Below are 24,282 nucleotides of genomic sequence, written 5' to 3'. Positions count from 1 at the left end.
GTTTTTGATGATTGGTGCTGTCAGTTTGTGACCTGAGTTGTAATTAAACTGTAAACGCATTGATAAAAATTCTGCCTTGTACTAAAACCTATTACATACACACAACAGGTCAGACCTCTTACTACTTCGGAGCTTCTTATGATGGTTCTTAGTATCGTCGTTTTCCTGGCTCTCCTCGGCGTGGTGTTCTACCACCGAGTGAACCTTACCCTCAGCAGCCTGATCCTGGTGGCGTACACCGCCGCCATGGGCGCTATCGGCCTGTGGAGCTTCTGGCTGTTGCTGCCGCTGGCGATCGTGCTGCTGCCGCTGAACCTTTCCTCTGTGCGCCGTTCCCTGCTCTCCGCGCCGGCGCTGCGCGCCTTCCGCAAGGTGATGCCGCCGATGTCCACCACCGAGAAGGAAGCGATCGACGCCGGCACCACCTGGTGGGAAGGCGATCTGTTCCGCGGCGCGCCGGACTGGAACAAGCTGCATAGCTACCCGAAACCGCGCCTGACGGAAGAAGAGCAGGCGTTTATCGATGGCCCGGTGGAAGAAGCCTGCCGCATGGCCAACGACTTCCAGATCACCCACGAACTGGCCGATCTGCCGCCTGAACTCTGGGCGTACCTGAAAGAACACCGTTTCTTCGCGATGATCATCAAGAAAGAGTATGGCGGTCTGGAATTCTCCCCTTACGCTCAGGCGATGGTGCTGCAAAAACTGGCAGGTGTTTCCGGCATCCTGGCGATCACCGTCGGCGTGCCGAACTCCCTCGGCCCGGGCGAACTGCTGCAGCACTACGGTACCGAAGAACAGAAAAACCACTACCTGCCGGGCCTGGCGCGCGGCGACGAGATCCCTTGCTTCGCGCTGACCAGCCCGGAAGCGGGTTCCGATGCCGGCGCCATTCCGGACGTCGGCACCGTGTGCATGGGCGAATGGCAAGGCAAACAGGTGCTGGGCATGCGCCTGACCTGGAACAAACGCTACATCACGCTGGCGCCGGTCGCCACCGTACTGGGCCTGGCGTTCAAACTGCATGACCCAAACCGCCTGCTGAGCGATAACGAATCCCCGGGCATCACCTGTGCGCTGATCCCGACCAGCACGCCGGGCGTGGAAATCGGCAACCGCCACTTCCCGCTGAACGTGCCGTTCCAGAACGGCCCGACCCGCGGCACCGACGTGTTCGTCCCGATCGATTACATTATCGGCGGGCCGAAAATGGCCGGCCAGGGCTGGCGCATGCTGGTTGAGTGTCTGTCGGTCGGTCGCGGCATCACCCTGCCGTCCAACTCTACCGGCAGCCTGAAATCCATCGCCCTGGCGACCGGCGCCTACGCGCACATTCGCCGTCAGTTCAAGATCTCCATCGGCAAGATGGAAGGGATTGAAGAACCGTTGGCGCGCATCGCCGGCAACACCTATGTGATGGACGCCGCCGCTTCGCTGATCACCTATGCGCTGGTGCAGGGCGAGAAGCCGGCCGTGCTGTCAGCCATCGTCAAATACCACTGTACGCACCGCGGCCAGCAGTCGATCGTTGACGCCATGGACATCGCCGGCGGTAAAGGCATCATGCTCGGCGAATCCAACTTCCTGGCTCGCGCCTATCAAGGCGCACCGATCGCCATCACGGTGGAAGGCGCGAACATCCTGACCCGCACCATGATGATCTTCGGTCAAGGCGCGATCCGCTGCCATCCTTATGTGCTGGATGAAATGGCGGCGGCGCAAAGCAACGATCTGAACGCCTTCGATAAATCGCTGTTCGGCCACTTGGGCCACGTCGGCAGCAACAAGGTACGCAGCTTCTGGCTGGGCCTGACCAACGGCCGCACCAGCGCCACACCGACCAAGGACGCGACCCGTCGTTACTATCAGCAGTTGAACCGCCTGAGCGCCAACCTGGCGTTGCTATCGGACGTTTCCATGGGCGTGCTGGGCGGCAGCCTGAAGCGCCGCGAGCGCATCTCCGCTCGCCTGGGGGACATCCTCAGCCAGATGTATTTGGCTTCCGCCGTGCTGAAACGCTTTGACGACGAAGGCCGTCAGAAAGAAGATCTGCCGCTGGTGCATTGGGGCGTGCAAGACAGCCTGCATAAAGCCGAACAGGCGCTGGATGACCTGCTGCGCAACTTCCCGAACCGCTTTATCGCCGGCGCGATGCGCTTCGTGGTCTTCCCGCTCGGCCGCGTGCATACCGCACCGTCCGATCGTCTGGATCACCAGTTGGCCAAGATCCTGCAGGTGCCTTCCGCCACCCGCAGCCGTCTGGGGCGCGGCCAGTACCTGACGCCGAGCGAACATAACCCAATCGGCCTGCTGGAAGCGGCGCTGGCCGACGTGATGGCCGCCGAGCCGATTCATGAACGTCTGTGCAAGGCGGTCGGTAAAAACCTGCCGTTCACCCGTCTGGATCGTTTGGCGGAACGCGCGCTGGAAGAAGGCAAGATCAGCGCCGACGAGGCGAAAATCCTGGTGAAAGCCGAAGAGAGCCGTCTGCGCTCCATCAACGTGGACGACTTTGCGCCGGATGCGCTGGCGGCTGCCAAGCCGGAAAAGCCGGCGGCGCAGTCTAAGCGCCAACAGCAGACCGAAGCGGCTTAACGCCAATTCCCACTCCACACATCCAAGGGGCGATCATCATCGCCCCTTTTTCTTTTCTTGCATCACGAACTTCGCACCGCGCCGCAGGTTGGCGCAACGGCGGATTTCACGGGGAGGAAGTTCGAGTAGACTGCGCGGCGGGTGCTCTGGATCTTTCTGTCCGGAGCCTTGGCAAAGGAGAGAAAGAGAAAGGCCCCGAGTCGATATTATCAACCCGAGGCCACTCTGATGCCCAACAACATCAGGTTAGCCTCTTACCCGCCGCAAGGCAAGGATAGGGAGGTCAAAGATGCAGCAAAAACGGGTCGTACTTAAACTGGTGATCGTCTGTATGACGCTGATCCCGTTCATCTGGCTAACCCGCGGTTCGCTGTGCGAACTGCGCATCAGGCTGGGAGACTCGGAGGTTGCGGCCACTTTGGCTTACGAATCCGAACGGTAAGGCAACCCAACGGCGGGGTTCGCCCCGCCCGTTGGCTGATGGTGTCAGGCAGGATCCACGAGCACCCGCCTTTTCAACCTTGCTGACGAATGCGCGCCAACAGCGCGTCGATATGCTCGATCTGTGGCGCATTGACGATCAGCGTGCGCCCCAGTCCCAGCGCATGACGCTGGCAGTCTAGGCGCATATCGGCGTCGGCGATGCTGTCCAGATCGGCGACGTGCGCCAGGCCGATGGTGCGCCGAATCAGTTCGGTGCCGCAATACCCTACTGCGTCAGTCCAGACCTGCTGCAGGAACTGCTCAGCGTAACCCGGCGTCGCCAACGCCGCATCCCGGCTTTGCTGATGGCACAGCGCCAGGAAGCGATCGGCGAAGATCAGCCACAGCTCGCGCACATCCTGCAGGCGCTGCTCGCGCCCAGCGGCGGCGTCGCGCGGCCCGAACAGCCCCGGCAGGCCGCAATAGTTGAGCAGCAAGTTGCCTAACGCAGTACCGATATCGAAACCGATCGGGCCGTAGAAACCGAATTCAGCGTCGATCGCTTTCAACCGCCCTTCCGCCACGAAGATCGAACCGCTGTGAATATCGCCGTGCAACAGCGCTTCCGCCTTGCTGAGGAAGCGATGTTTCAGGCCGGCAACCGCCAGCTTCAGCGGCGCATCCTCACGCAGCGCCTGCACCTGCGGCAACAGCGCCGCCTCGAACTGATTGCGCTCATGATCGACATAGGGATCGGTAAAGAACAGATCTTCGGTGATCTGGCACAGCTCGGGGTTGGTGAAACGGCTGACTTCCGCCTTCTTCTGCTGTGCCGACTGATAAAAATCGGAGGTGTGGAACAGCGTTTGCGCCAGGTATTCCGCGAGCTGTCCGGCCGCCAGCGGGTGATAGTTGCCCTGCACCAGCTCACTGCGCCAGATGCGATGGTCGGAAAGATCTTCCTGCACCATCACCGCCAATTCGGGATCGTGATGCAAGACTTTTACCGTATGGCGTGGGCAGAAGCCGCCGTGGACCAGCAACGTTTCCGCTTCGATGCGCGCCCGATCCAGCGTCAGCGGCCAGGATTCGCCCACGCAGCGCACGTAGGGCAGCGCCTGTTTGACGATCACCCGGCTCACGCCTTCGCGATCGCGGATCTTGAACACCAGGTTCAGGTTGCCGTCACCGATCTCGTCGGCGCTGACCAGCGCCTGCGGTTCGGCCACCTGCCCGTACTGGCGGGCGTATTCAACGGCGTCGGCAGCCGTAAACGTACGATAAAGCGACATTCCCCAACCCCTCTGTTCTCTCTCACTGACCCAGCGATTCTGTTTATTTAGACGTAAAAGCATTTGGACGTCTATACATCTGGAAGTCATGTTGGCAGAATAGCGTTTCAGATGCAATAACCACGCAACAAGGAATTAACCGCCGATGCAAGCGCTTAACACCACCAGTTTGACCCTGCAGGACAACCGCCTTTGGATCCTCGATCAGCAAGCCCTGCCGCAGGAAAAGCGGTGGCGCGCCTGCGACAGCGTGGAAGAGTTGGTCGGGCATATTCACAGCCTGCGGGTGCGCGGCGCGCCGCTGATCGGGCTGTCCGCCAGCCTGCTGCTGGCGCTGCTCGCGGAACGCGGTCTATCGCGTGCCGAGCTGGAACAGGCGCTGCACACGCTGCGCGCCGCCCGCCCGACGGCGGTCAACCTGATGAATAATCTGGATCGCATGAAGCTGGCGCTGGCCGAGCCCGATTGGGCACCGGCGATGGCGAACGAAGCGCTGCGGTTGGTGGAAGAAGATCGCCTGCTGTGCGATCGCATCGCCGATCACGGCGCTGGGCTGGTCAAACCCGGCAGCCGCCTGCTGACCCACTGCAATACCGGCGGATTGGCCACCGCCGGCGTCGGCACCGCCCTCGGGGTGCTGCGGCGCGCCCACCGGCAGGGCAAGGTGCAACAGGTGTGGGTCGATGAAACCCGGCCGCTGCTGCAGGGCGGCCGCCTGACCGCCTGGGAACTTGGCGAGCTGGGCATTCCCTATCGCCTGATCTGCGATTCGATGGCCGCCAGCCTGATGGCGCAGGGCCAGGTCGATGCAGTGTGGGTCGGCGCGGATCGCATCGCCGCCAACGGCGACGTCGCCAACAAAATCGGCACTTACAGCCTGGCGGTGCTGGCGCACTATCACGGCATCCCCTTCTACGTGGCCGCCCCGCATACCACCCACGATCCACACTGCCCGGACGGCGCCGCCATCCCGATCGAGCAGCGCGCGGCGGCCGAAGTCACCGGCGTTTCAGGCAGCTTCGGCGCCTGCCAGTGGGCGCCTGCCGATGCGCCGGTCTACAATCCGGCGTTCGACGTCACGCCGGCGAAGCTCATCAGCGGATGGGTATTCGACAGCGGCGTGATTACACCGCAGCAGGTTGAAGCGGGGATCTTCCGGCGGGCGTTGGGTTAACGCCCGCCGATTGGCGATCAGTCCAGACGCGGGTAATCATCGGCGATCTTGTCGCCGGTGAAATGCGCCACCCAGCCTTCCGGGTTGTCGAACACCCGGATCGCGGTGAAATGCGGGGCCGAGCCCATATCGAACCAGTGCCGGGTGTTGGCCGGCACCGAGATCAGATCGTTCTTTTCGCACAGGATCTGGAAGATCTTGCTGTCCAGATGCAGGCAAAACAGCCCTGCGCCTTCGACGAAAAAGCGCACTTCATCTTCGCCGTGCGTATGTTCGGACAGGAATTTTTCGCGCAGCGCCTGGCGCTGTTCGTGGTCCGGCCGCATGCTGATCACGTCCCAGCTCTGGTAGCCCTTTTCCGCCACCAGCCGGTCTATCTCATGCTGATAGGCGGCGATCACCGCCTCCGGCTGCGGATTGTCGCCCAGCTCGCGATCTGCCTGCCAGCGCTCAAAGCGCACGCCGATTTGCGCCAACTGCCGCTGGATCTCCTGCGCATCGCGGCTCTGCCACAGCGGCTGCTGCGGCGCTGTATCGCTGAAAATGGTCAATCCACTCATGAGACGAACTCCCCTAAATCGATACGATCAAAACGGTTAACCTGCGGATGCTGGCTCTGGTCGTCCGCGTCATCGCGGATCAGCTGGCAGGTATGCCAGCCGGCGGTCTGCGCCGCATCCAGCTCCTGGTGGATGTCGGACAAAAACAGCAGCTCGTCGGGCGCGAGGCCGATAGCCTGCGCGATGTTGCGATACGACGCGGTTTCACGCTTGGCGCCGACGTGCGTATCGAAATAGCCGCTGAACAGCGGCTGCAGATCGCCCGCGTCGCTGTGGCCGAACAGCAGCTTCTGCGCCTCCACCGAACCGGAGGAATAGACGTAAAGCTTCACTCCCTGCCGCTGCCAGGCGGCCAACTGTCCCGCGACTTCCGGATACAGATGCCCACGGAAGTCCCCTTCGCGGTAACCGCTGCGCCAGATAATGCCCTGCAACGCCTTGAGCGCGGTGGATTTGCGATCTTCATCCATAAAGCGGTACAGGGCGGCGATCAGCGTGTCGAGATCAGCCTGCGGCTGGTCAATTTCAGCGCGCAGCGCCGCCAGCGGTGCGGCGACTTCGCTCTCAGCGGCATGGCGGCGCACAAAATCTGCCAGCCGTTCGCGGGCGTAAGGAAACAGTACCTGATGCACGAAGCGAATATCGCTGGTGGTACCTTCAATATCGGTCACGATAGCGCGGATCATTTCGCCTCCAGTAAGCGGCGTTGCAGTTCACACTGGAACAAGAATTCCAGCCCTTCGAGATGACGGCGAGCTTCCGCCACCTGACTCCCCCAGCAATACAGACCGTGGCCGCGCACCAGAAAGCCGTATTGCAACGGCGTGGCCTCGGCATAGGCCGCCACGCGCGCAGCCAGCTGGGGAATGTCCTGATCGTTGTCGAAAATGGGGATCGCCACGCTGTCCAGGTGGCTGCGCTGGCCGGCCAGCGACTTCTGCATTTCGTACCCCTGCAACACCAGCGCATCGCCGCGTTCCACCCGCGACAAGACGGTAGCGTTGACCGAATGGGTATGCAGCACCGCGCCGATGTGCGCAGACAGGCGGTAGAGCAGCGTATGCAGCCCAGTCTCCGCCGATGGCGTGCGGCCGCTCGGCACATGATTGTCGGCGATATCCACCTGCAGAAAATCGGCGGCGCTCAGGCTACCCTTGTCTTTGCCGGACTCGGTGACCAGGCACTGACGTTCGTCCAGGCGCAGCGACATGTTGCCGCCGGTCGCCGGGCACCAGCCTTTGTCGCCAATCCAGTGGCAGGCCGCCAGCAATGCGGTAAGTTGCGGATTATCCGTCATTATTATCGTTTCCCGTTCGGTAAGGCGGCCGGCAGAAGAAGCTTTGCCTGCCGCGTGGCGGGCTAAGCACTTTTTCGAATTTAGCCATCTAAGCGTCTTGATTGCCAAATACTAGCATCGTGTTATATTGACGGCAATATAAGCGCCTGGAGTATTCACCTGCTATGAGCACTTCCGCATTGGTTCCCGAAAGCAAACTGCCCTCACTGGGCACCACCATCTTTACCCAGATGAGCGCGCTGGCGCAGCAGCACCAGGCGATCAACCTGTCTCAGGGCTTCCCCGATTTCGACGGCCCAGACTACCTGAAAGAACGTCTGGCCTGGCACGTCGCCCAGGGCGCCAACCAATATGCGCCGATGACCGGCGTGGCGCCGCTGCGCGAAGCCATCGCCGACAAAACCGCCGAGCTGTATGGCTGGCAGCCGGACGCCGCCGCCGAAGTGACCGTCACCGCCGGCGCCACCGAAGCGCTGTTTGCCGCCATCAGCGCGCTGGTGCGCCCCGGCGACGAGGTGATCTGTTTCGATCCCAGCTACGACAGCTATGCACCGGCGGTGACGCTGGCCGGCGGCATACTCAAACGCATCGCCCTGCAGCCGCCCGCGTTTGCCGTGGATTGGCCAAAGTTCGCCGCCGCGCTGTCACCGCGCACCCGCCTGGTGATCGTCAACACGCCGCACAACCCGTCCGCTACCGCCTGGCAGGCGGAAGACATGCAGCAGCTGTGGCACGCTATCGCCGAACGCGAAATCTACGTGCTCAGCGACGAGGTTTACGAACACATCTGCTTCGCCAAAGGCGGGCACGCCAGCGTGCTGGCCCACCCGCAGCTGCGCCAGCGCGCGATCGCGGTGTCCTCCTTCGGTAAAACCTTCCACATGACCGGCTGGAAAGTGGGTTACTGCGTGGCGCCCGCCGCGCTGAGTGCCGAGGTGCGCAAAGTGCATCAATACCTGACCTTTTCGGTCAATACCCCGGCGCAGCTGGCGCTGGCGGATAGCCTGCGCGCCGAGCCGGAGCACTGGCGACAGCTTCCGGCGTTCTATCGCGCCAAACGCGACCGCTTTGTGCAAGCGCTGGCGAGCAGCCGACTGGAAATTTTACCCTGCGCGGGTACATACTTCTTGCTGGCAGACTACAGCGCCATCTCCGATCTGGACGATGTGGCATTCTGCCATTGGTTAACCGAGCACGTGGGCGTGGCGGCCATTCCGCTGTCGGTCTTCTGTGCCGATCCTTTCCCTCATAAATTGATCCGGCTGTGCTTCGCTAAACAGGACGCCACGCTGGATGCAGCTGCGGAGCGGTTATGTCGACTTTAAAAATTACCCTGTTGCAGCAACCGCTGGTCTGGCGCGACGGCCCCGCCAACCTGGCGGCTTTCGATGCGTTGCTGGCGCCGATCATTGGCCGAGATCTCATCGTCTTGCCGGAGATGTTCACCACCGGTTTCGCCATGGATGCCGGCGAGAGCGCGCTGCCCGAACAGCAGGTGATCGAATGGCTGCACGGTTGGGCGGTGAAAAGCCACGCGTTAATCGGCGGCAGCGTGGCGCTGAAAACCGACGAGGGCGCGGTCAACCGCTTCCTGTTGGTGGAGCCGGGCGGCCAGGTGCACGCCTATGACAAACGCCACCTGTTCCGCATGGCCGGCGAACACCTGCACTACCAGGCCGGCAACCGGCGTGAAATCTTCGAGTGGCGCGGCTGGCGCATCCTGCCGCAGATCTGCTACGACCTGCGTTTCCCGGTTTGGGCGCGCTATCAGCAGGATTACGATCTGGCGCTGTACGTCGCCAACTGGCCGGCGCCGCGCAGCAGCCATTGGCAAACGCTGCTGGCGGCGCGGGCGATTGAAAATCAGGTGTATGTGGCGGGCTGCAACCGGGTGGGCGAAGATCCCAACGGCCTGAACTACAGCGGAGACAGCTTGATCATCAGCCCTCAGGGCGAGATCCTGGCGGATGCGGAGCCCGGCGCGGCCACGCGGTTGGACGCCGAGCTGTCGCTGGAAACCCTGCAGAGTTACCGCAGCGCCTTCCCGGCCTGGCGCGATGCCGACAGCTTTCTGCGTTTAGACTGATTCCCCCTTCTCCCAGCCGGCGATCATCAGGCAATAGGCCCGGATCGCCAGCGCCACGTCCGCCGGCCGCACCGCTTCGTCAGGATGATGACTGACGCCGCCGGCGCAACGCACGAACAGGATGCCGACCGGCCAGTGCGCCGCCACGGCGATGGCATCGTGACCGGCGCCGCTCGGCAGCGCCAGGCCGCGCCCCTGTACCTGCTCGACGGCCGCCTGCCAACGGTGCTGCAGCTCCGCGTCGCAGGCGGTGGCGTCAATGCGGTAAAACTCTTCACTGGCGAAGCGTACTCCGCGGCGTACGCAGATCGCCTGCGCCTGCGCCAGCAACGCCGACAATAGCGCCGCCAGTTGCGCATCCTGCGGGCCACGGACGTCGAGCGTCAATCGCACTTCACCGGGGATCACATTGACCGCGCCCGGCAGGCATTCAATACACCCCACGGTGGCCACCAAATGCGGATCGGCGGCGCGGGTCAGCGTTTCGACCGCCATCATCCATTCCGCCGCGGCCGCCAACGCGTCTTTGCGCTGCCCCATCGGCACCGTGCCGGCGTGGCCCGCCTCACCGTTGAAAGTGCAGGTAAGCCGGCGCGCGCCATTGATCGCCGTCACCACGCCCAGCGCCAAATCGGCTGCCTCCAGACACGGGCCCTGTTCGATATGCAATTCGAGATAGGCGCGAATTTCGTTTGGCGCGCGACGCGCCTGCGCAATCGCCGCCGGATCCAGCCCAAAGTCGCGCATGGCCTGTGCCACGCTGATGCCGTCGGCGTCGGTGCACGCCAGCCACTCTGCGGGCCACTGGCCGGTCAGGCCGCGGCTGCCGAGCAGCGTGACGCCAAAGCGCGCGCCCTCTTCGTCGGCAAAGCCTATCACCTCCAGCGCCAGCGGCAATCGACGCCCCTGGCGGTGATAGTGCGCCACCGTTTCCAGCGCCGTGAGCACGCCGAGCATGCCGTCATAGCGCCCGGCGTTGCGCACCGTGTCCAGATGCGAACCGAGCAGCAGCGCGGGGGCAGCGGGCGTGAGCCCTTCATAACGGCCGCAGATATTACCGACGCTGTCCTGCCAAACCTGCATCCCGCTCTCGCGCATCCACTCTCCGACCAGACGATTGGCGCGCCGATGTTCAGCAGAGAGATAAAGACGCGTCAGCCGATCGGGCTCTGCGCTGATCGCCGCCAGCTCGTCACAGCGCGCCATCACCCGTGCGGCAGCCTGCTGCGCCTCCACCGGCGTCATCCACGCTTGCCTGCGTCATAAACGTTCCAGGCGGCCTGCAACGCCTCGCCCTGCTTGCTGGCGAAGCCGAGACGATTCAACACCGCCTCCAGCGCCGCCAGGGTTTGCAGCACGCAATCCTTGCGCGCGTTGTAGCCCATGGTGCCGATGCGCCAGATCTTGCCCTGCAGCGGGCCGAACGAGGTGCCGATTTCGATGGCGAAGTCGTTCAGCATCATCTGCCGCACCTGTTCGCCGTGCACCTGCGGCGGGATCATCACGCCGAGCACGTTGTTCATGCGGTGCTCGAGATCGCCGAACACCGCCAGCCCCATGCCCCGGATGCCCGCCAGCATTGCCGCGCCGTGCAGCCGGTGGCGAGCGATGGCGTGATCCAGCCCTTCTTCGAGGATCACTCGCGCGCATTCTCGCGCCGCGAACAGCATGCTGGTGGCTTCGGTATGGTGATTGAGACGCTCCGGCCCCCAATAATCCATGATCATGCCGAGGTCGAAATAGTTGGAGTAGATCATCTCGTCGTCGCCGTCGGCATGCTCGGCGGTACGGATCCCCTCCTCCACGCATTTACGGCGGCGCACAATCTCTTCAAACTGCGGGCTGAGAGTGACCGGCGAACTGCCGGAGGGGCCGCCCAGGCACTTCTGCAGCCCGGCGGAGACCGCATCCAGCCCCCAGGCATCGGTCTCCAACGGGTTGCCGCCGAAGGAAGCCGTTGCGTCGGTATAGAACAGCACGCCGTGGCGGCGGCAGATATCGCCCAGCTCATGCAGCGGCTGCAGCATGGTGGTGGAGGTGTCGCCCTGCACCGTCAGCAGCAGGCGCGGACGCACTCGCTTAATCGCGTCTTCGATGCGATCGGCGCTGAACACCTCGCCCCACGGTACCTCGATCGTGTGTACCTCGGCACGGCAGCGGCGGGCAATCTCGCACAGCAGATGCCCGAAACGGCCGAAGACCGGCACCAACACCTTATCGCCCGGCCGAATAGCGGAAACCAGCACCGCTTCGATGCCGGCGCGCGAGGTGCCGTCCACCAACATCGTCCAGCGGTTTTCGGTGCGGAACAGCGCGCGGTACAGCGCCATGACCTGATTCATATAGCCGGTCATCGCCGGATCGTACTGGCCGATCAGCTGGCTCGACATGGCGCGCAGTACGCGCGGATCGGCGTTGATCGGCCCCGGCCCCATCAGCAGGCGCGCCGGCGGGTTAATCTGATCGAATTGCGAGATATCCAACATGTTCATTCCCTGTCAGCTTAGTAAGTTATTGAGTTATGCCTTCAGCGTCGACATGACGTTTGTTTGCTGCCCAATAGCCTACTCCCGATAGGAATTCAGTTGAAACAAAAGATTCTTATAACCAATAAATGAAACCAAAGTAACAAAATGAGGTGACCGATCCGCCTTAAACGGCGGTAGGTGAAGGAAGGGAAATGACCTGCCGCGCTTAACGCAGCTCCAGTTCGTCCAGCGCCAGGAACAGTTCGGCGACGTGATGAATACGCTGCCGCCCCTGAGCCAGCCGCTCATGCAGCAACGCATTGCTGAGCAGGCTGGCCAGGCTCATGGCAGCGGCATAGCTGTCGAACGCCGACACGCTGTCGAGCGGCACGGTCAAGTGCCAGTTGGCCAACGGAAACAGCGCCTGCGCCTGCGGCTCGCAGATCAGCAGCGTCGGTACTCCGCGACTTTGCAACAGCGTCAGCACCGCCTTTATCTGACGCGGCCGGCGACGGAACGCCACCACCACCGCCATGTCCTGCGGCGTCAGCCCCGCCAGATCTTCCGCCAGCGTCTGCCCCGGCTGCGGCGCCAGCAGAACCTGTTCACGCACCTGCATCAGCTGCTGGCGCAGGTGCATCGCCACCGGATAGCTGTTGCGCAGCCCCAGCAGCAGTACGCCTCGCGCCTGCGTCAGTGCGGCGATCGCCGCGCTGAACTGTACCGCATCGATCTGCTTTACCCAGCGGGTGAGGTTGGCCATTTCCTGCTTACAGTGCCGCGCCAACAGCGTATCGCCCTGCACCGCATCGCGGCTGTCGGTCAGCGGCATGCCGCTCTGGCGCAGGGTGCGCAGCTCATCGCGCATGGCGCGGTAGTTGGGGTAGCCCAGCCGTTTGAACAAGCGGCTGACCGTGGCTTTGGAAACGCCGCTCAGGCGCGCCAGCTCGGCGCTGTTGTAACCGATCAAATCGTCATAGTGATCGAAGATGAAGTCGGCCACCCGCTGCTCCTGCGGCGTCAGCTGTGGGTAGTCGCGGCGCAGGCGTTCGTCGAACCGTTGCATTATCGTTCTCGCTGTAACCTTCGTTTCAGCGGAACATAACACGGTCGAACTACCCGCTGGCAAGCGATTATTCGTGGGTGGGAAATGGCAGCGGCATGCCCTTCTCCCGCGTCAATGCCGGAAAAGGGCCGCGCGTTCAGCACCAATAGGCCATGAAGTTGACGGTAGCGCGATCCAAATCGCGTTCGCCGATCAGATAACGCCGCAGCGTTTTCACCGTGGAAGACTCGGCCGCCACCCAAGCATAAAAAGCGTTACCGCCGGCCGCCCGCTCCCACAACACCTCATCGCTCAGGCTGCTTTCCGCCAGGGACTGCGCCTGCGCGCACGCCGACGCGGGAATGTCGACCCGCTGGCGCACCGCCTCCACCAGCAGCGTGCCGTGTGCCAGTTGGTGCCCTACGTCGCGCGGTAGCCAGTAAACCTCAGCGAACGGGAAACGGGCCAAATCCAGGCAATCCCCCGCCACCGGCACCTCGAAGAATGCCTGCACCCGCGGCGGATTGGCCTGCTGCGCCAGCTGCTCCAGAATACCCATCGCCGCCGGCACCGCCGTCTCATCGGCGATCAACAGCGCCTGCTGCAACTGCGCCGGCGGCGCCCATTCGTAGCCGCCGCTGTCGCCGCCGAACTCGCCGTTGGGCGCGACCGTCTGAATGGCATCACCCGGCTCGGCGTGGGTCGCCCAGGCGGAAGCCGGACCGTTCACGCCATGCAGCACGAATTCGACGTCCATCTGATTCTGCTCACGGCGCAACGCACGCAGCGTATAGGTGCGCATCACCGGACGCTGTTCTTTGGGGATCGCCATGTAATCGCCGTACCAGTCCGGGCTGTTGACCAACTGCGGGATCTTGCCGTCCGCCGCCGGGAACAACAGTTTGATGCGCTGATCTGGCGCTTCAAGCTTCATCCGATGAATATCCGCACCTTCAAACACGCAGCGCACCAGCGAAGGTGAAATCAGCGTTTTACTTTTCAAGGTGATATCAAAAATTCTGTAGCTGGCGGACATGTTCTCGATTCTCCGGCAACGCTGTCGCTTGTGCGTATGGCCGATCGGCTGCCGTGTTGACGGCGTGGGGTGCTCGATCGTGCAGCGGGTAAAATGTTAATAAAACTAATTAATTACGTTAATGTATCGCAAAAAATCATATCATGATTTTATTGATAACAAGAAACGTTATTGATAAAAGAATCATTCTCAAAAATAGAGTAATAACAATATCACCTGGGAAATAACGATGAAACGCAAACACCTTTGGGTATTGAACCCTTGTCTGCTGGCAATGCTTGCGCCGGCGGCTTGGGCAGAAGATCAGAAAGCCGGCAACGAAGAGCAGTTGGTGGTCTCCGCCAGCCGTTCGCACCGCAGCGTGGCGGAAATGGCGCAGACCATTTGGGTCATCGAAAGCCAGGAGATTGAACAGCAGGTTCAGGGCGGTAAAGAGATCAAAGACATGTTGGCGCAGCTGATCCCCGGCATGGACGTCAGCGGCCAGGGCCGCACCAACTATGGTATGAATATGCGCGGCCGTTCGATGATGGTGATGATCGACGGCGTACGCCTGAATTCATCGCGCAGCGACAGCCGCCAGTTGGATTCGATCGATCCGTTCAATATCGATCATATTGAGGTGATTTCCGGCGCGACTTCGCTGTACGGCGGTGGCAGCACCGGCGGCCTGATCAACATCGTCACCAAAAAGGGGCAACGGGAACAGCAGGTCGAGTTGCAGATCGGCGGTAAAACCGGCTTTGGCGGCCATAACGATCACGACGAGAACGTGGCGGCGGCGGTCAGCGGCGGCAACGACAACGCCTCGGGGCGCCTGTCCGTTTCTTACCAGCGCTATGGCGGCTGGTACGACGGCAAAGGCAATGAGGTACTGATCGACAATACCCAAACCGGCCTGCAGTATTCCGATCGCCTTGACGTGATGGGCACCGGCACCCTCAACATCGACGATCATCAACAGCTGCAGCTGACCACCCAATACTACAAAAGCCAATCCGACGGCGACCACGGCCTGTTCCTGGGGGAAAACTTCGCGGCGGTGACGGGCGGCGCCAAGGCATACAACAGCGGCAACTTAAATTCCGACCGCATCCCCGGCACCGAACGCCATCTGATCAACCTGCAGTATTCCAACACCGATTTCCTTGGCCAGGATTTGGTGGCGCAGGTCTACTACCGCGACGAAACCTTGACCTTCTACCCATTCCCGACGCTGGCGGGCAAAGCGCCGGACTATTACGTCAGCAGCATTGGCGCTTCGCAGCAAAAAACCGATTTCTACGGCGGCAAGCTGACGTTAAACAGCAAGCCTGTCGATGCGCTGACGCTGACTTACGGCATCGACGCCGAGCATGAGAGCTTCAACGCCAACCAACAGTTTTTCAACCTGGCGAAGGCCCAACAGTCCGGCGGCATGACGCTGGAGAACGCTTACAGCACCGGCCGCTATCCGAGCTATACCACCAGCAACCTGGCGTCGTTCCTGCAGGCCAGCTACGATATCAACCCGATCTTCACCCTGAGCGGCGGCGTGCGTTACCAATACACCGAAAACAAGATTGACGACTTCGTCGGCTATAACCAACAGCAGGCGATCGCCACCGGCGCCGCGACTTCTGCCGACGCGATACCGGGAGGGAAAACCGACTACAACAACGCGCTGTTTAATGCCGGCCTGTTGGCGCACCTGACCGATCGCCAGCAAACCTGGTTCAACTTCTCTCAGGGCTTCGAGATCCCGGATCCGGGCAAATATTACGGCAACGGCACCTACGCGTTGAACGGCGGCCATTACCAGTTGCTGAAGAGCGTCAACGTCGGCGATTCCAAGCTGGAAGGCATCAAGGTCAATGCCTACGAGTTGGGCTGGCGCTATACCGGCGATAACCTCCGCACGCAAATCGCCGCCTACTACTCGCTGTCCGACAAGAGCATCGCCATCAACAAAACCGACATGACCATCAACGTCAATGCGGACAAGCGCCGCATCTACGGGGTGGAAGGCGCGGTGGATTATTTCTTTGAAGACAGCGACTGGAGCGCCGGCACCAACTTCAACGTTATCCGTTCCGAAACCAAGGTCAACGGCGAATGGAAGAAGTTGGTGGTGGATACCGCCAGCCCATCGAAAGTCACCGCTTATGTCGGCTGGGCGCCGGGCGACTGGAATCTGCGCTTACAGTCGCAGCAAACCTTCGACGTGTCGGACGACGGCGATTACACCAAGGCCAACTCCACTCAGGGCCGCAAGATCGATGGCTACAACACCCTCGATTTTCTCGGCAGCTATAGCCTGCCGGTGGGGAAAATCAGCTTCAGCGTGGAAAACCTGCTGGACAAGCAGTACACCACCGTTTGGGGCCAACGCGCGCCGATCCTGTACAGCCCGACCTACGGCTCGCCTGAGCTGTACAGCTATAAAGGCCGCGGGCGCACCTTCGGTTTGAACTACTCGGTGTTGTTCTGAGGAATAAGGGGCCGGTCCGCCGGTCCCTTTTATTGGGCCGCACCGTTTTTCAGAGAGCAGAAACGACAAAGCCCCGAGTTATCGCTAACTCAGGGCTTCTGAATAGTGGCGGAACGGACGGGGCTCGAACCCGCGACCCCCTGCGTGACAGGCAGGTATTCTAACCAACTGAACTACCGCTCCGCGCCATTCCCTCTTGCGGGGGAACGAGGCGCATATTACGGACGCCTCTCGGTTCCGTCAACGCCTTTTTCTCACCAAATGAACCGTTTGCACAGTTTTTCAACGAAGCTTCACCCTGTGCGTTTTTTTCGTGCAAAAATGCCGTTACTCCTACTCCGCCGGCGCACCGCGCCACAGGCAACTGCCGCCCTTTTTCGCCACCAGATCCAGACGCGCCTCGTGCGCCTTCACTTCTTCGTCGCTGGCGTAGACCACTTTCATCGCCGTCGCCGGGCGGACGATGCGCTGAATTTCTTGCGCGGCGTCGTTTTGCTGGGTATCACCCTCCATCTGGAACGCTATCGAGGTCTGACCGCCGGTCATCGCCAGATAAACTTCCGCCAGGATCTCGGCATCGAGCAATGCGCCGTGTAGCGTACGCTTGCTGTTGTCTATCTCATAACGGCTGCACAAGGCATCGAGGTTGTTGCGCTTGCCCGGGAACAGGCGACGCGCCATCAGCAGGCTGTCGGTGATGGTGCAGAAGGTCTCGGTCTTCGGGATGCCCTGCTGCAACATGCGGAATTCGTGATCCATAAAGCCGATATCGAACGCCGCGTTATGGATCACCAGCTCGCCGCCGCGGATGAAGTCGAGGAATTCCTCGGCAACCTGATCGAAGGTCGGCTTGTCGACCAGGAAATCGTCGCTGATGCCGTGTACGCCGTAGGCTTCCGGATCCACCAGCCGATCCGGCTTGATGTAAACGTGGAAATTGCGCCCGGTCAGGCGGCGGTTAATCACCTCCACCGCACCGATTTCGATGATGCGGTGCCCTTCGTAGTGCACCCCAAGCTTGTTCATACCGGTGGTTTCGGTATCGAGGACAATCTGTCTGGTGGTTGTAGAGATCATATTGCAGTGCTCGCAGCGCTCGTTTATGTCAGACTTGGCTTTTAAAAACTGATAGGAAGAGTCTACCAGAGATGCTCAAACAGGTAGAAATTTTCACCGACGGCTCCTGCCTTGGCAACCCCGGCCCCGGTGGCTACGGTGCGATATTACGCTATAAGCAGACGGAAAAAACCTTCAGCGAGGGTTTTCGTCTGACCACCAATAACCGCATGGAAATGATGGCGGCGATCGTGGCGCTGGAAGCGCTGACCGTGCCCTGCGCCGTGACGCTCAGTACCGACAGCCAGTATGTGCGTCAGGGCATCACCAGTTGGATCCATAACTGGAAGAAGCGCGGCTGGAAAACCGCCGACAAAAAGCCGGTCAAGAATGTCGATCTGTGGCAGCGGTTGGATCAGGCCATTCAGCGCCACGAGGTGAGATGGGAATGGGTCAAGGGCCACGCCGGCCACCCGGAAAACGAACGTTGTGACGTATTGGCGCGCGAAGCGGCCGGTAAGCCGACACAGGAAGACGTCGGTTACCAACCGGAAGCCTAAGGCAGTTTGCGATAGCTCTTGGTCGCGCCCACCGCGCGGCTGAGAGACGGTTTTCTCGCCCCCAGTTTCATCGGCGTGGGCGTCAGCGGCAAAGTGCGTTTACGCGCCACAATCACGCTCATGCAGCCCAGCGCCGGCAAATGGGTGCATAAAAACTTGCCGCCCTGGCGATGCCACGGCAGCACGTGAAAACGCGCCTGGTGCAGCACCTCATAATTCAGCAGGCTAAGCCAATCCAGCAACCGCATCTGGGTAAACATGCGGCTGACATAGGGCTGACGGCGACGCAATCCGGGCACCAGCTTACCCAATCCCAGCAGGCTGAACGGATTGAAGCTACTGATAACCACCCAGCCGTCGTCGATCAACACCCTGTCGACTTCACGCAGCATGCGGTGCGGATCGTCTGCATAGGACAGCGTATGCGCCAACAGGCAGGCATCCACCGACTTGGCGGCAAACGGCAGTTGATAAGCATCGGCGATCACCTGCAGCCCTTCTCCCTCCAGCCCTACGTTGACCTGATGGGAAATCGCGCACTTGTCCGTGGCCAGCTCGGCGCTGAGCATGCCCATCTTCAGCAGATGGAAACCGAACAGCTTTGGCCACCAGGGTTGCAACTGCCGCTCGAGCGCTTCACGATAATACTCCCCCCACGGCAGCTCGGCCCAGGACTGCGGGCCGGTGAGCTTTTGTAGAGTATGGGCTGGTTTCATGATTTATTATCTTCTTTCAAGCCGTTGCCAACGAGAGGTACACCATGAATCTTATCAGCATTCCCGCCTTCCAGGACAATTACATTTGGTTATTGGATGACCGACAGGGGCGCTGCATTATCGTCGATCCGGGTGAGGCGCAGCCGGTGCTCGAAGCGCTGCAGCGCCTGCAGCTGGTGCCGGCGGCGATCCTGCTGACCCACCATCATCACGATCACGTCGGCGGCGTGGCGCAGATCGTGGCCCAGTATCCCGGCATGGCTGTCTATGGGCCGCAAGAAACCGCTGACAAAGGCGCCAATCACATCGTCCGCGACGGCGACACCTTTAACATCGATGGGCGCCAGTTCAGGACTTTCGCCGTCCCCGGCCATACATTGGGCCATGTGGCATTCTATAGTGCCCCTTATCTGTTCTGCGGCGACACAATTTTTTCCGCCGGCTGCGGCAGACTGTTTGAAGGCACCGCCAAACAAATGTACGACTCATTTCAACAACTCGCGCAACTTCCCGATAACACCTTAATTTGCTGCGCGCATGAATATACTCTTTCAAATCTTAAGTTTGCGCGGGCTATTTTGCCGGAAGATCGAGAGATTGAAACATATCAACAACATGTTGAAGCGTTAAGGGCAAAAGGCCAAGCCAGTGTGCCGACCACATTGCAATTAGAGCGCAAAATTAACCTGTTTTTACGTTGCCATGATACTGATTTACAAAAGAAATTAGGCTTTAATTCACCACCAGAAAGCCTTCATTCAGTTTTTTCTGAATTACGCCTGCGGAAAGATAACTTCTAAGCTTTTAGTTGTGTTATTTGGCGAAGCAAAGTATTATTGCTCGTCTTTTAAGCAACTACATTGACACACACATGAAGGCTAAAGCGATATTTCTCGCCTCAGTCTTGCTAGTGGGTTGCCAGTCGTCCAGGCAGGACGCACCGGCGCCAGAACAGCATGCACAGAGTTTGTCTTCGGCTGGTCAAGATGGTGAAGCAGGAGAGTACACAGCAAATGGCCGAGCGAGCTCGGCGCGGTGGTTGGATAACAACAGTCCCGCCGCGCAACAGGACCTGTGGAACTTCATTAGCGACGAGCTGAAGATGGAGGTTCCGGAAAATTCCCGGATCCGTGATCAGAAAAGAAAGTACTTAAAAAGTAAGAGCTATCTCCACGATGTAACATTACGGGCAGAGCCGTACATGTACTGGATAGTCGGGCAGATTAAGAAACGTAATATGCCGATGGAACTGGTACTGCTACCCATAGTGGAGAGCGCTTTTGACCCACACGCCACGTCAAGTGCCAACGCCGCAGGGCTATGGCAAATCGTGCCGCAAACGGGTCGCAATTATGGTTTGAAAAACAATCAGTGGTATGACGGTCGACGCGATGTCGTCGCCTCGACAACCGCTGCGCTGAACATGATGCAACGCTTGAACCGCATGTTTAACGGCGACTGGTTACTGACCGTAGCCGCCTATAACAGTGGTGAAGGCCGCGTGATGCAAGCGGTGAAGGCAAACAAACGCCAGGGTAAGCCAACCAATTTCTGGGCACTGTCGCTTCCGCGTGAAACGTCAATCTATGTCCCGAAAATGCTGGCGCTGAGCGACATCATCAAGAACAGCAAGAAGTACGGCGTGAAACTCCCGAAAACGGATGAAACCCGTGCACTGGCGCGTATCGATGTCGGGCAGCAGATCCAGCTGACTCAGGCGGCTGAGATGGCGGGGCTTTCAGTCACCAAGATGAAAGCGTATAACCCAGGCTACAAAAAAGGCGTTACGGCACCCAACGGGCCCCATTACATCATGGTTCCCAAAGGACATGCCGAGCAACTGAAAGACTCGCTGGCCGATGGCCAGATCGCCGTGACTCAGCCAACGACGCAGTTGGCGAAGAACAGCGGTTTGACCGGTGGCAGCTCGTATAAAGTGCGCTCCGGCGACACCTTATCGGGCATTGCCAAGCGGCTGAACGTTAAGACCAGCGATTTGCAGAGTTGGAACAACTTACGCGCCAAGAGCGCCATAAAAGTTGGGCAAACCCTGCAAGTGGCCAGCAATACTGGCAGTAATAGCAGTATCACCTATCAGGTTCGTAAAGGGGATTCGCTTGCCAGTATCGCACGTCGTCACGGCGTCGATATTAACGACGTGATGCGTTGGAATTCAACGCTCGGTAAAGGCAACAGCCTTCAACCCGGTCTGAAGTTGACCCTGTTTGTCGGCAACAAGCTTACGCCGGACACCTAAGTTTCGGCACAAAAAAGCACCCCTCGGGGTGCTTTTTTATTACCTGTGATTCACCAGACGGGGGAGTCTTTTTCCGGGTGGAACTCCACCAACAGCGGGTTGTGATCCGACGCGCTGGTCACCAGTACCGACGCCTCTACAACCCCAAGATTACGGTAAAACACGAAGTCCAACGGACGGCCAAAGGCCTTACGGCGGTGATCGTCGGCGAAACTCACTTCGCGCAGCGCCATCTCGCCGGCGAAGTCATACAAGGCATTGATACGTTTGCGGCTCCAGGCGTTAAAGTCCCCGGCCATGATCACCGGCCCCCGGTGGCTGGCGATCTGCTCGCCGATCGGCCCCAGCTGTTTGCTGTAGACGTCGACTCCCAGGCTAAAGTTCACCGCATGGATGTTCACCACCATCAACAACTCGCCGTTGTACAGCGGATAAACGGTGATCAGGGCCGACTTGGACAGCCGCAGCAGCGGCTCTCGCTCGCGCAGCGGGCAGCAGTAAACCGGATGAGCGGCCGCCAGCGTCATCACGCCGGAAGGGTGCTGCGGCAGCACAAAGGCCGGCACCTGATCGGCCGCCAAATAGTTGGCGGTCGCGTAGCTCACCAGCTCCGGCGTGGTTTGCGCCTCTTGCAACAGCACCAGCTGCGCATCTTTGCCATGATTTTTCAGCACCGAAAGCCAGTCGGCTCGCTGCTGTTTGAAAATATTCCACACCATAACGCGCAAGGCGCCGGTCGTCGGCAGCGCCGCCCCTGGCGGCAACGGCTGGTTAACGGCGCCAGGAAAGATTCGCTCAACTGGCTGTCCTGCAACATACCTCATTGCATAAGTTCGTTTCGGCACGCGATTCGCCTATTACCCATTAGCATGAAACTGGCGATGAAGACTTCGCCAACGGTGAATTGATTATACGCCTGCCCCGCACAGAGGGCATGGCTTTTACAGGCATAACCTTTTCAGTTATAGGGGCCGTCTGCGGCGATTTCAATCTTCTGAGGGTATAGCTGTGTAAAGGTGGTGCAGCAGAGGTGAAAAATGCGAAAGGGCCAGCAAAATGCAAACGGGGAAACAGGAATATGCGCAATCACGTTCATGTGGGTGACGAGGATGCTCCGACGTGCTTAAATGACTAAATCGCTAAAAATTTAGAATAGAGCTTGCCTGTGGAGCAAAAATGAAAGCGAATTCGGACGAGCTTATCACCTTCGTTACCGTAGTGGAAAGCGGCAGTTTCAGCCGGGCGGCGGAGCGCCTGCAGCAGGCCAACTCCGTGGTCAGTCGGACGGTAAAAAAGCTGGAGAGCAAGCTGGGGGTAACCCTGCTCAACCGCACGACACGCCAAATCAGCCTGACCCAAGAAGGCGAAAACTACTTTCGGCAGGTGCAGAAAGTGTTGAGCGATATGGCCGCAGCGGAAAATGCGTTGATGGAAAGCCGTCAACGCCCGCAGGGGCTGCTGCGCGTCGATGCCGCAACGCCAGTCGTCTTGCATCTGTTGACGCCGCTGGTCGCCGAGTTTCGTGAACGCTATCCGGAAATGTCGCTATCGCTGGTCTCTTCGGAAAACTTCATCAATTTGATCGAACGAAAAGTGGATATCGCAATACGCGTCGGCGAGCTGACGGACTCTACGCTGAAAGCGCGCAAGCTGATGGCCAGCTATCGGCGCATCCTGGCCTCCCCCGCCTACCTGGCGCAGTATGGCGCACCAAAGACGGTAGCCGATCTGGAGCACCATTGCTGCATCGGCTTCAACGATCTGCCCAACCTGAACCGCTGGCCGCTGACCTGTGCCGATGGTCGACAACTGGAGATCGTTCCAGGTCTGACTACCAACAGCGGCGAAACCCAGCGCCACCTGTGCCTGCACGGCAACGGCATCGCCTGCCTGTCGGACTTTATGAGTGATGAAGACGTCAAACGCGGAGACCTGGTCCCCCTTCTACTGGAAGACACGTTGCCACTCGAAATGCCGATCAACGCGGTGTACTACAGCGATAGCGCCGTCAGTAACCGCCTGCGCAGTTTTATCGATTTTATCAGCGATCGGCTAAAGCGATAAAAAAGGCGCCCTCTTGGGCGCCTGGCGTCGTGATGTCCAGAGATTAATCCCAGTTGGGTGCCAGACCTTCCGGGCTGACCAATCGGCCGTTGCTTTCAAGCGCCGCAATCTGCGCCATATCGTCGTCACTCAGCATCAGCTGCTGTGCCAACAGGTTGCTTTCCAGGTTTTCACGCTTGGTCGAGGAAGGGATCACCGCATAGCCCAGCTTCAACGCCCAGGCCAGAACCACCTGTGCCGGCGTCGCATTGTGACGTGCGGCAATGCTTTTGATCGTCTCATCCTGCAACGCTTTGCCATACGCCAGCGTCATATAAGAGGTGATGGCAATACCATGCTGCCGTGCGAACGCCACCACTTTTTCATTCTGCAAGAACGGTGACAGTTCTATCTGATTAGTCGCAATCTGATCGGCGCCGACCGAGTCAATCGCCTGCTGCATCAGATCGACCGTGAAATTGGATACCCCTATCTGACGGGTCAGCCCCAAGCGCTTGGCTTCCAGCAGTTCAGCCATAAACTCCGCGACAGGCACCTCATCATTTGGCGATGGCCAGTGAATCAGCGTCAGATCGACATATGAGGTCTGCAGCTTGACCAGGCTGTCTCGCAGGCTGGGAATTAATGCACCCTTTGCCAGATTCGCGATCCAAATTTTGGTCGTGATGAACAACTCGTCACGCGGCACACCGCTGGCGGCGATAGCCTGGCCGACGGCCGCTTCGTTTTCATAGATCTGTGCGGTATCGATAGCCCGATAGCCCAGTTCCAGCGCCGTGCTTACCGAGTCGATAACGACCTGATCCTGAAGGCGGAAAGTACCTAAACCAAATGCAGGAATGCTCACAATGTTTACTCTCTCATTAGTGGATAAATAGCGATGCAAGAGAGTATGGCAATATTTTTAGTGAGCAAAAACGCCAGGTTCGGCATAATACTTTTGACCAGCAGGCAACAATATTGAGAAAAAGCGGCAGGAGCGGTGGCAAATTCGACGATATTTCGTGAATTTTGCATATGAAAAAGCCCTGAGTCTCTGACTCAGGGCTTATCAATTAAGTGGCGGAACGGACGGGGCTCGAACCCGCGACCCCCTGCGTGACAGGCAGGTATTCTAACCAACTGAACTACCGCTCCACCGATTCTTTTACGTCGCATCTCTCGATGCCGGCAAATTCGCGCT

The 24,282-nt window shown here is 59.8% G+C and carries 22 protein-coding genes and 2 tRNA genes; 10 read left to right on the top strand and 14 right to left on the bottom strand.

Annotated elements, in window-relative coordinates; genetic code table 11:
* The first annotated feature begins 138 nt into the window (after positions 1 to 138).
* The gene (gene fadE, locus C9411_RS24005; RefSeq protein ID WP_063990828.1) at positions 139 to 2,595 is read left to right on the top strand and encodes an acyl-CoA dehydrogenase FadE; all 2,457 of its coding nucleotides are present in this window, start codon (positions 139 to 141) and stop codon (positions 2,593 to 2,595) included.
* Between the two features lie 289 nt (positions 2,596 to 2,884).
* Complete coding sequence (locus C9411_RS24000) at positions 2,885 to 3,037, top strand: Hok/Gef family protein (RefSeq protein ID WP_063990827.1); 153 nt, start codon at positions 2,885 to 2,887, stop codon at positions 3,035 to 3,037.
* 73 nt (positions 3,038 to 3,110) lie between these two features.
* Here C9411_RS24000 and mtnK read toward each other — a convergent pair whose 3' ends face one another.
* A complete protein-coding gene (gene mtnK, locus C9411_RS23995) occupies positions 3,111 to 4,310 on the bottom strand; it encodes an S-methyl-5-thioribose kinase (protein ID WP_063990826.1) in 1,200 nt (399 codons plus the stop codon).
* Between the two features lie 145 nt (positions 4,311 to 4,455).
* Here mtnK and mtnA point away from each other — a divergent pair, with 145 nt between their 5' ends.
* Positions 4,456 to 5,484, top strand: coding sequence for an S-methyl-5-thioribose-1-phosphate isomerase (mtnA, locus tag C9411_RS23990; protein WP_107228063.1), 1,029 nt, complete (start codon positions 4,456 to 4,458; stop codon positions 5,482 to 5,484).
* A gap of 17 nt (positions 5,485 to 5,501) precedes the next feature.
* Here the strand turns inward: mtnA and C9411_RS23985 are convergent, their stop codons facing one another.
* The 3 genes from C9411_RS23985 to C9411_RS23975 are packed head-to-tail and all read right to left on the bottom strand — an operon-like array spanning position 5,502 to position 7,341.
* Positions 5,502 to 6,044, bottom strand: a complete 543-nt coding sequence (locus C9411_RS23985) for an acireductone dioxygenase (RefSeq protein ID WP_107228062.1) — start codon at positions 6,042 to 6,044, stop codon at positions 5,502 to 5,504.
* Positions 6,041 to 6,730: an acireductone synthase gene (gene mtnC, locus C9411_RS23980; RefSeq protein WP_107228061.1), complete on the bottom strand. Its 690-nt coding sequence runs from the start codon at positions 6,728 to 6,730 to the stop codon at positions 6,041 to 6,043. Before mtnC ends, C9411_RS23985 begins: the two co-directional genes overlap by 4 nt.
* Complete coding sequence (locus C9411_RS23975) at positions 6,727 to 7,341, bottom strand: methylthioribulose 1-phosphate dehydratase (RefSeq protein ID WP_063990822.1); 615 nt, start codon at positions 7,339 to 7,341, stop codon at positions 6,727 to 6,729. Before C9411_RS23975 ends, mtnC begins: the two co-directional genes overlap by 4 nt.
* A 164-nt stretch (positions 7,342 to 7,505) precedes the next feature.
* Here C9411_RS23975 and C9411_RS23970 point away from each other — a divergent pair, with 164 nt between their 5' ends.
* Together C9411_RS23970 and C9411_RS23965 are read left to right on the top strand one after the other, a co-directional pair.
* Entirely contained in the window at positions 7,506 to 8,666 is a 1,161-nt protein-coding gene (locus C9411_RS23970) for a pyridoxal phosphate-dependent aminotransferase (RefSeq protein WP_107228060.1), read from the top strand.
* Complete coding sequence (locus C9411_RS23965; protein ID WP_107228059.1) at positions 8,654 to 9,427, top strand: amidohydrolase; 774 nt, start codon at positions 8,654 to 8,656, stop codon at positions 9,425 to 9,427. The genes C9411_RS23970 and C9411_RS23965 overlap by 13 nt, the downstream gene beginning before the upstream one ends.
* Here C9411_RS23965 and hpxK read toward each other — a convergent pair.
* The 4 genes from hpxK to C9411_RS23945 form a co-directional block, all read right to left on the bottom strand.
* Positions 9,419 to 10,672, bottom strand: a complete 1,254-nt coding sequence (hpxK, locus tag C9411_RS23960) for an allantoate amidohydrolase (RefSeq protein ID WP_107228058.1) — start codon at positions 10,670 to 10,672, stop codon at positions 9,419 to 9,421. The two genes, C9411_RS23965 and hpxK, sit on opposite strands and share 9 nt — an antisense overlap.
* Positions 10,669 to 11,913, bottom strand: coding sequence for an alanine--glyoxylate aminotransferase family protein (locus tag C9411_RS23955; RefSeq protein WP_107228083.1), 1,245 nt, complete (start codon positions 11,911 to 11,913; stop codon positions 10,669 to 10,671). Before C9411_RS23955 ends, hpxK begins: the two co-directional genes overlap by 4 nt.
* Positions 11,914 to 12,121: 208 nt before the next feature.
* On the bottom strand, positions 12,122 to 12,961 hold the full coding sequence (locus tag C9411_RS23950; protein ID WP_107228057.1) for a MurR/RpiR family transcriptional regulator: 840 nt from the start codon (positions 12,959 to 12,961) through the stop codon (positions 12,122 to 12,124).
* A gap of 136 nt (positions 12,962 to 13,097) precedes the next feature.
* Positions 13,098 to 13,976 carry a siderophore-interacting protein gene (locus tag C9411_RS23945; protein ID WP_063990817.1) on the bottom strand — a complete coding sequence of 293 codons (879 nt, stop codon included), beginning with the start codon at positions 13,974 to 13,976 and terminating at the stop codon, positions 13,098 to 13,100.
* A 229-nt stretch (positions 13,977 to 14,205) separates the two neighbouring features.
* On the opposite strand from C9411_RS23945, the gene C9411_RS23940 reads away from it, so the two are divergent.
* Complete coding sequence (locus C9411_RS23940; protein WP_107228056.1) at positions 14,206 to 16,446, top strand: TonB-dependent siderophore receptor; 2,241 nt, start codon at positions 14,206 to 14,208, stop codon at positions 16,444 to 16,446.
* A gap of 106 nt (positions 16,447 to 16,552) precedes the next feature.
* On the opposite strand, the gene C9411_RS23935 is transcribed toward C9411_RS23940, so the two are convergent.
* Together C9411_RS23935 and dnaQ are read right to left on the bottom strand one after the other, a co-directional pair.
* Positions 16,553 to 16,629: transfer RNA gene (locus C9411_RS23935), tRNA-Asp, on the bottom strand.
* 150 nt (positions 16,630 to 16,779) lie between these two features.
* Entirely contained in the window at positions 16,780 to 17,523 is a 744-nt protein-coding gene (gene dnaQ / locus C9411_RS23930) for a DNA polymerase III subunit epsilon (protein ID WP_063990815.1), read from the bottom strand.
* A 71-nt stretch (positions 17,524 to 17,594) separates the two neighbouring features.
* On the opposite strand from dnaQ, the gene rnhA reads away from it, so the two are divergent.
* On the top strand, positions 17,595 to 18,062 hold the full coding sequence (gene rnhA / locus C9411_RS23925; protein ID WP_063990814.1) for a ribonuclease HI: 468 nt from the start codon (positions 17,595 to 17,597) through the stop codon (positions 18,060 to 18,062).
* Here rnhA and C9411_RS23920 read toward each other — a convergent pair.
* Complete coding sequence (locus tag C9411_RS23920) at positions 18,059 to 18,778, bottom strand: class I SAM-dependent methyltransferase (protein WP_063990813.1); 720 nt, start codon at positions 18,776 to 18,778, stop codon at positions 18,059 to 18,061. The two genes, rnhA and C9411_RS23920, sit on opposite strands and share 4 nt — an antisense overlap.
* 44 nt (positions 18,779 to 18,822) lie before the next feature.
* On the opposite strand from C9411_RS23920, the gene gloB reads away from it, so the two are divergent.
* Both gloB and mltD read left to right on the top strand, forming a co-directional pair.
* Positions 18,823 to 19,578 (top strand): hydroxyacylglutathione hydrolase, encoded by a 756-nt coding sequence (gene gloB / locus C9411_RS23915; RefSeq protein WP_074181258.1) that lies wholly within the window; start codon positions 18,823 to 18,825, stop codon positions 19,576 to 19,578.
* 71 nt (positions 19,579 to 19,649) lie between these two features.
* Positions 19,650 to 21,035, top strand: a complete 1,386-nt coding sequence (gene mltD, locus C9411_RS23910) for a murein transglycosylase D (protein WP_107228082.1) — start codon at positions 19,650 to 19,652, stop codon at positions 21,033 to 21,035.
* Positions 21,036 to 21,085: 50 nt separating this feature from the next.
* On the opposite strand, the gene C9411_RS23905 is transcribed toward mltD, so the two are convergent.
* Positions 21,086 to 21,880 (bottom strand): endonuclease/exonuclease/phosphatase family protein, encoded by a 795-nt coding sequence (locus tag C9411_RS23905; protein ID WP_028127832.1) that lies wholly within the window; start codon positions 21,878 to 21,880, stop codon positions 21,086 to 21,088.
* A 331-nt stretch (positions 21,881 to 22,211) separates the two neighbouring features.
* Between C9411_RS23905 and yafC the strand changes: the two genes are divergently transcribed.
* Positions 22,212 to 23,099 (top strand): DNA-binding transcriptional regulator YafC, encoded by an 888-nt coding sequence (yafC, locus tag C9411_RS23900; protein WP_063990811.1) that lies wholly within the window; start codon positions 22,212 to 22,214, stop codon positions 23,097 to 23,099.
* A gap of 43 nt (positions 23,100 to 23,142) precedes the next feature.
* Here yafC and dkgB read toward each other — a convergent pair whose 3' ends face one another.
* Both dkgB and C9411_RS23890 read right to left on the bottom strand, forming a co-directional pair.
* On the bottom strand, positions 23,143 to 23,946 hold the full coding sequence (gene dkgB / locus C9411_RS23895) for a 2,5-didehydrogluconate reductase DkgB (protein WP_107228055.1): 804 nt from the start codon (positions 23,944 to 23,946) through the stop codon (positions 23,143 to 23,145).
* Between the two features lie 213 nt (positions 23,947 to 24,159).
* Positions 24,160 to 24,236 (bottom strand) — tRNA-Asp (locus C9411_RS23890).
* Between the last annotated feature and the right edge of the window lie 46 nt (positions 24,237 to 24,282).

Origin of the sequence: Serratia sp. Nf2, assembly GCF_003028435.1 — a bacterium.
Lineage (GTDB): Bacteria > Pseudomonadota > Gammaproteobacteria > Enterobacterales > Enterobacteriaceae > Serratia > Serratia marcescens_L.
The sequence above is the reverse complement of the archived record's forward strand: the minus strand, read 5'-3'. Positions and strand labels throughout refer to the sequence as shown.

Coding starts and splice junctions, on each gene's coding strand:
- fadE (WP_063990828.1), top strand. CDS start 139: ATGATGGTTCTTAGTATCGTCGTTTTCCTGGCTCTCCTCGGCGTGGTG.
- C9411_RS24000 (WP_063990827.1), top strand. CDS start 2,885: ATGCAGCAAAAACGGGTCGTACTTAAACTGGTGATCGTCTGTATGACG.
- mtnK (WP_063990826.1), bottom strand. CDS start 4,310: ATGTCGCTTTATCGTACGTTTACGGCTGCCGACGCCGTTGAATACGCC.
- mtnA (WP_107228063.1), top strand. CDS start 4,456: ATGCAAGCGCTTAACACCACCAGTTTGACCCTGCAGGACAACCGCCTT.
- C9411_RS23985 (WP_107228062.1), bottom strand. CDS start 6,044: ATGAGTGGATTGACCATTTTCAGCGATACAGCGCCGCAGCAGCCGCTG.
- mtnC (WP_107228061.1), bottom strand. CDS start 6,730: ATGATCCGCGCTATCGTGACCGATATTGAAGGTACCACCAGCGATATT.
- C9411_RS23975 (WP_063990822.1), bottom strand. CDS start 7,341: ATGACGGATAATCCGCAACTTACCGCATTGCTGGCGGCCTGCCACTGG.
- C9411_RS23970 (WP_107228060.1), top strand. CDS start 7,506: ATGAGCACTTCCGCATTGGTTCCCGAAAGCAAACTGCCCTCACTGGGC.
- C9411_RS23965 (WP_107228059.1), top strand. CDS start 8,654: ATGTCGACTTTAAAAATTACCCTGTTGCAGCAACCGCTGGTCTGGCGC.
- hpxK (WP_107228058.1), bottom strand. CDS start 10,672: ATGACGCCGGTGGAGGCGCAGCAGGCTGCCGCACGGGTGATGGCGCGC.
- C9411_RS23955 (WP_107228083.1), bottom strand. CDS start 11,913: ATGTTGGATATCTCGCAATTCGATCAGATTAACCCGCCGGCGCGCCTG.
- C9411_RS23950 (WP_107228057.1), bottom strand. CDS start 12,961: ATGCAACGGTTCGACGAACGCCTGCGCCGCGACTACCCACAGCTGACG.
- C9411_RS23945 (WP_063990817.1), bottom strand. CDS start 13,976: ATGTCCGCCAGCTACAGAATTTTTGATATCACCTTGAAAAGTAAAACG.
- C9411_RS23940 (WP_107228056.1), top strand. CDS start 14,206: ATGAAACGCAAACACCTTTGGGTATTGAACCCTTGTCTGCTGGCAATG.
- dnaQ (WP_063990815.1), bottom strand. CDS start 17,523: ATGATCTCTACAACCACCAGACAGATTGTCCTCGATACCGAAACCACC.
- rnhA (WP_063990814.1), top strand. CDS start 17,595: ATGCTCAAACAGGTAGAAATTTTCACCGACGGCTCCTGCCTTGGCAAC.
- C9411_RS23920 (WP_063990813.1), bottom strand. CDS start 18,778: ATGAAACCAGCCCATACTCTACAAAAGCTCACCGGCCCGCAGTCCTGG.
- gloB (WP_074181258.1), top strand. CDS start 18,823: ATGAATCTTATCAGCATTCCCGCCTTCCAGGACAATTACATTTGGTTA.
- mltD (WP_107228082.1), top strand. CDS start 19,650: ATGAAGGCTAAAGCGATATTTCTCGCCTCAGTCTTGCTAGTGGGTTGC.
- yafC (WP_063990811.1), top strand. CDS start 22,212: ATGAAAGCGAATTCGGACGAGCTTATCACCTTCGTTACCGTAGTGGAA.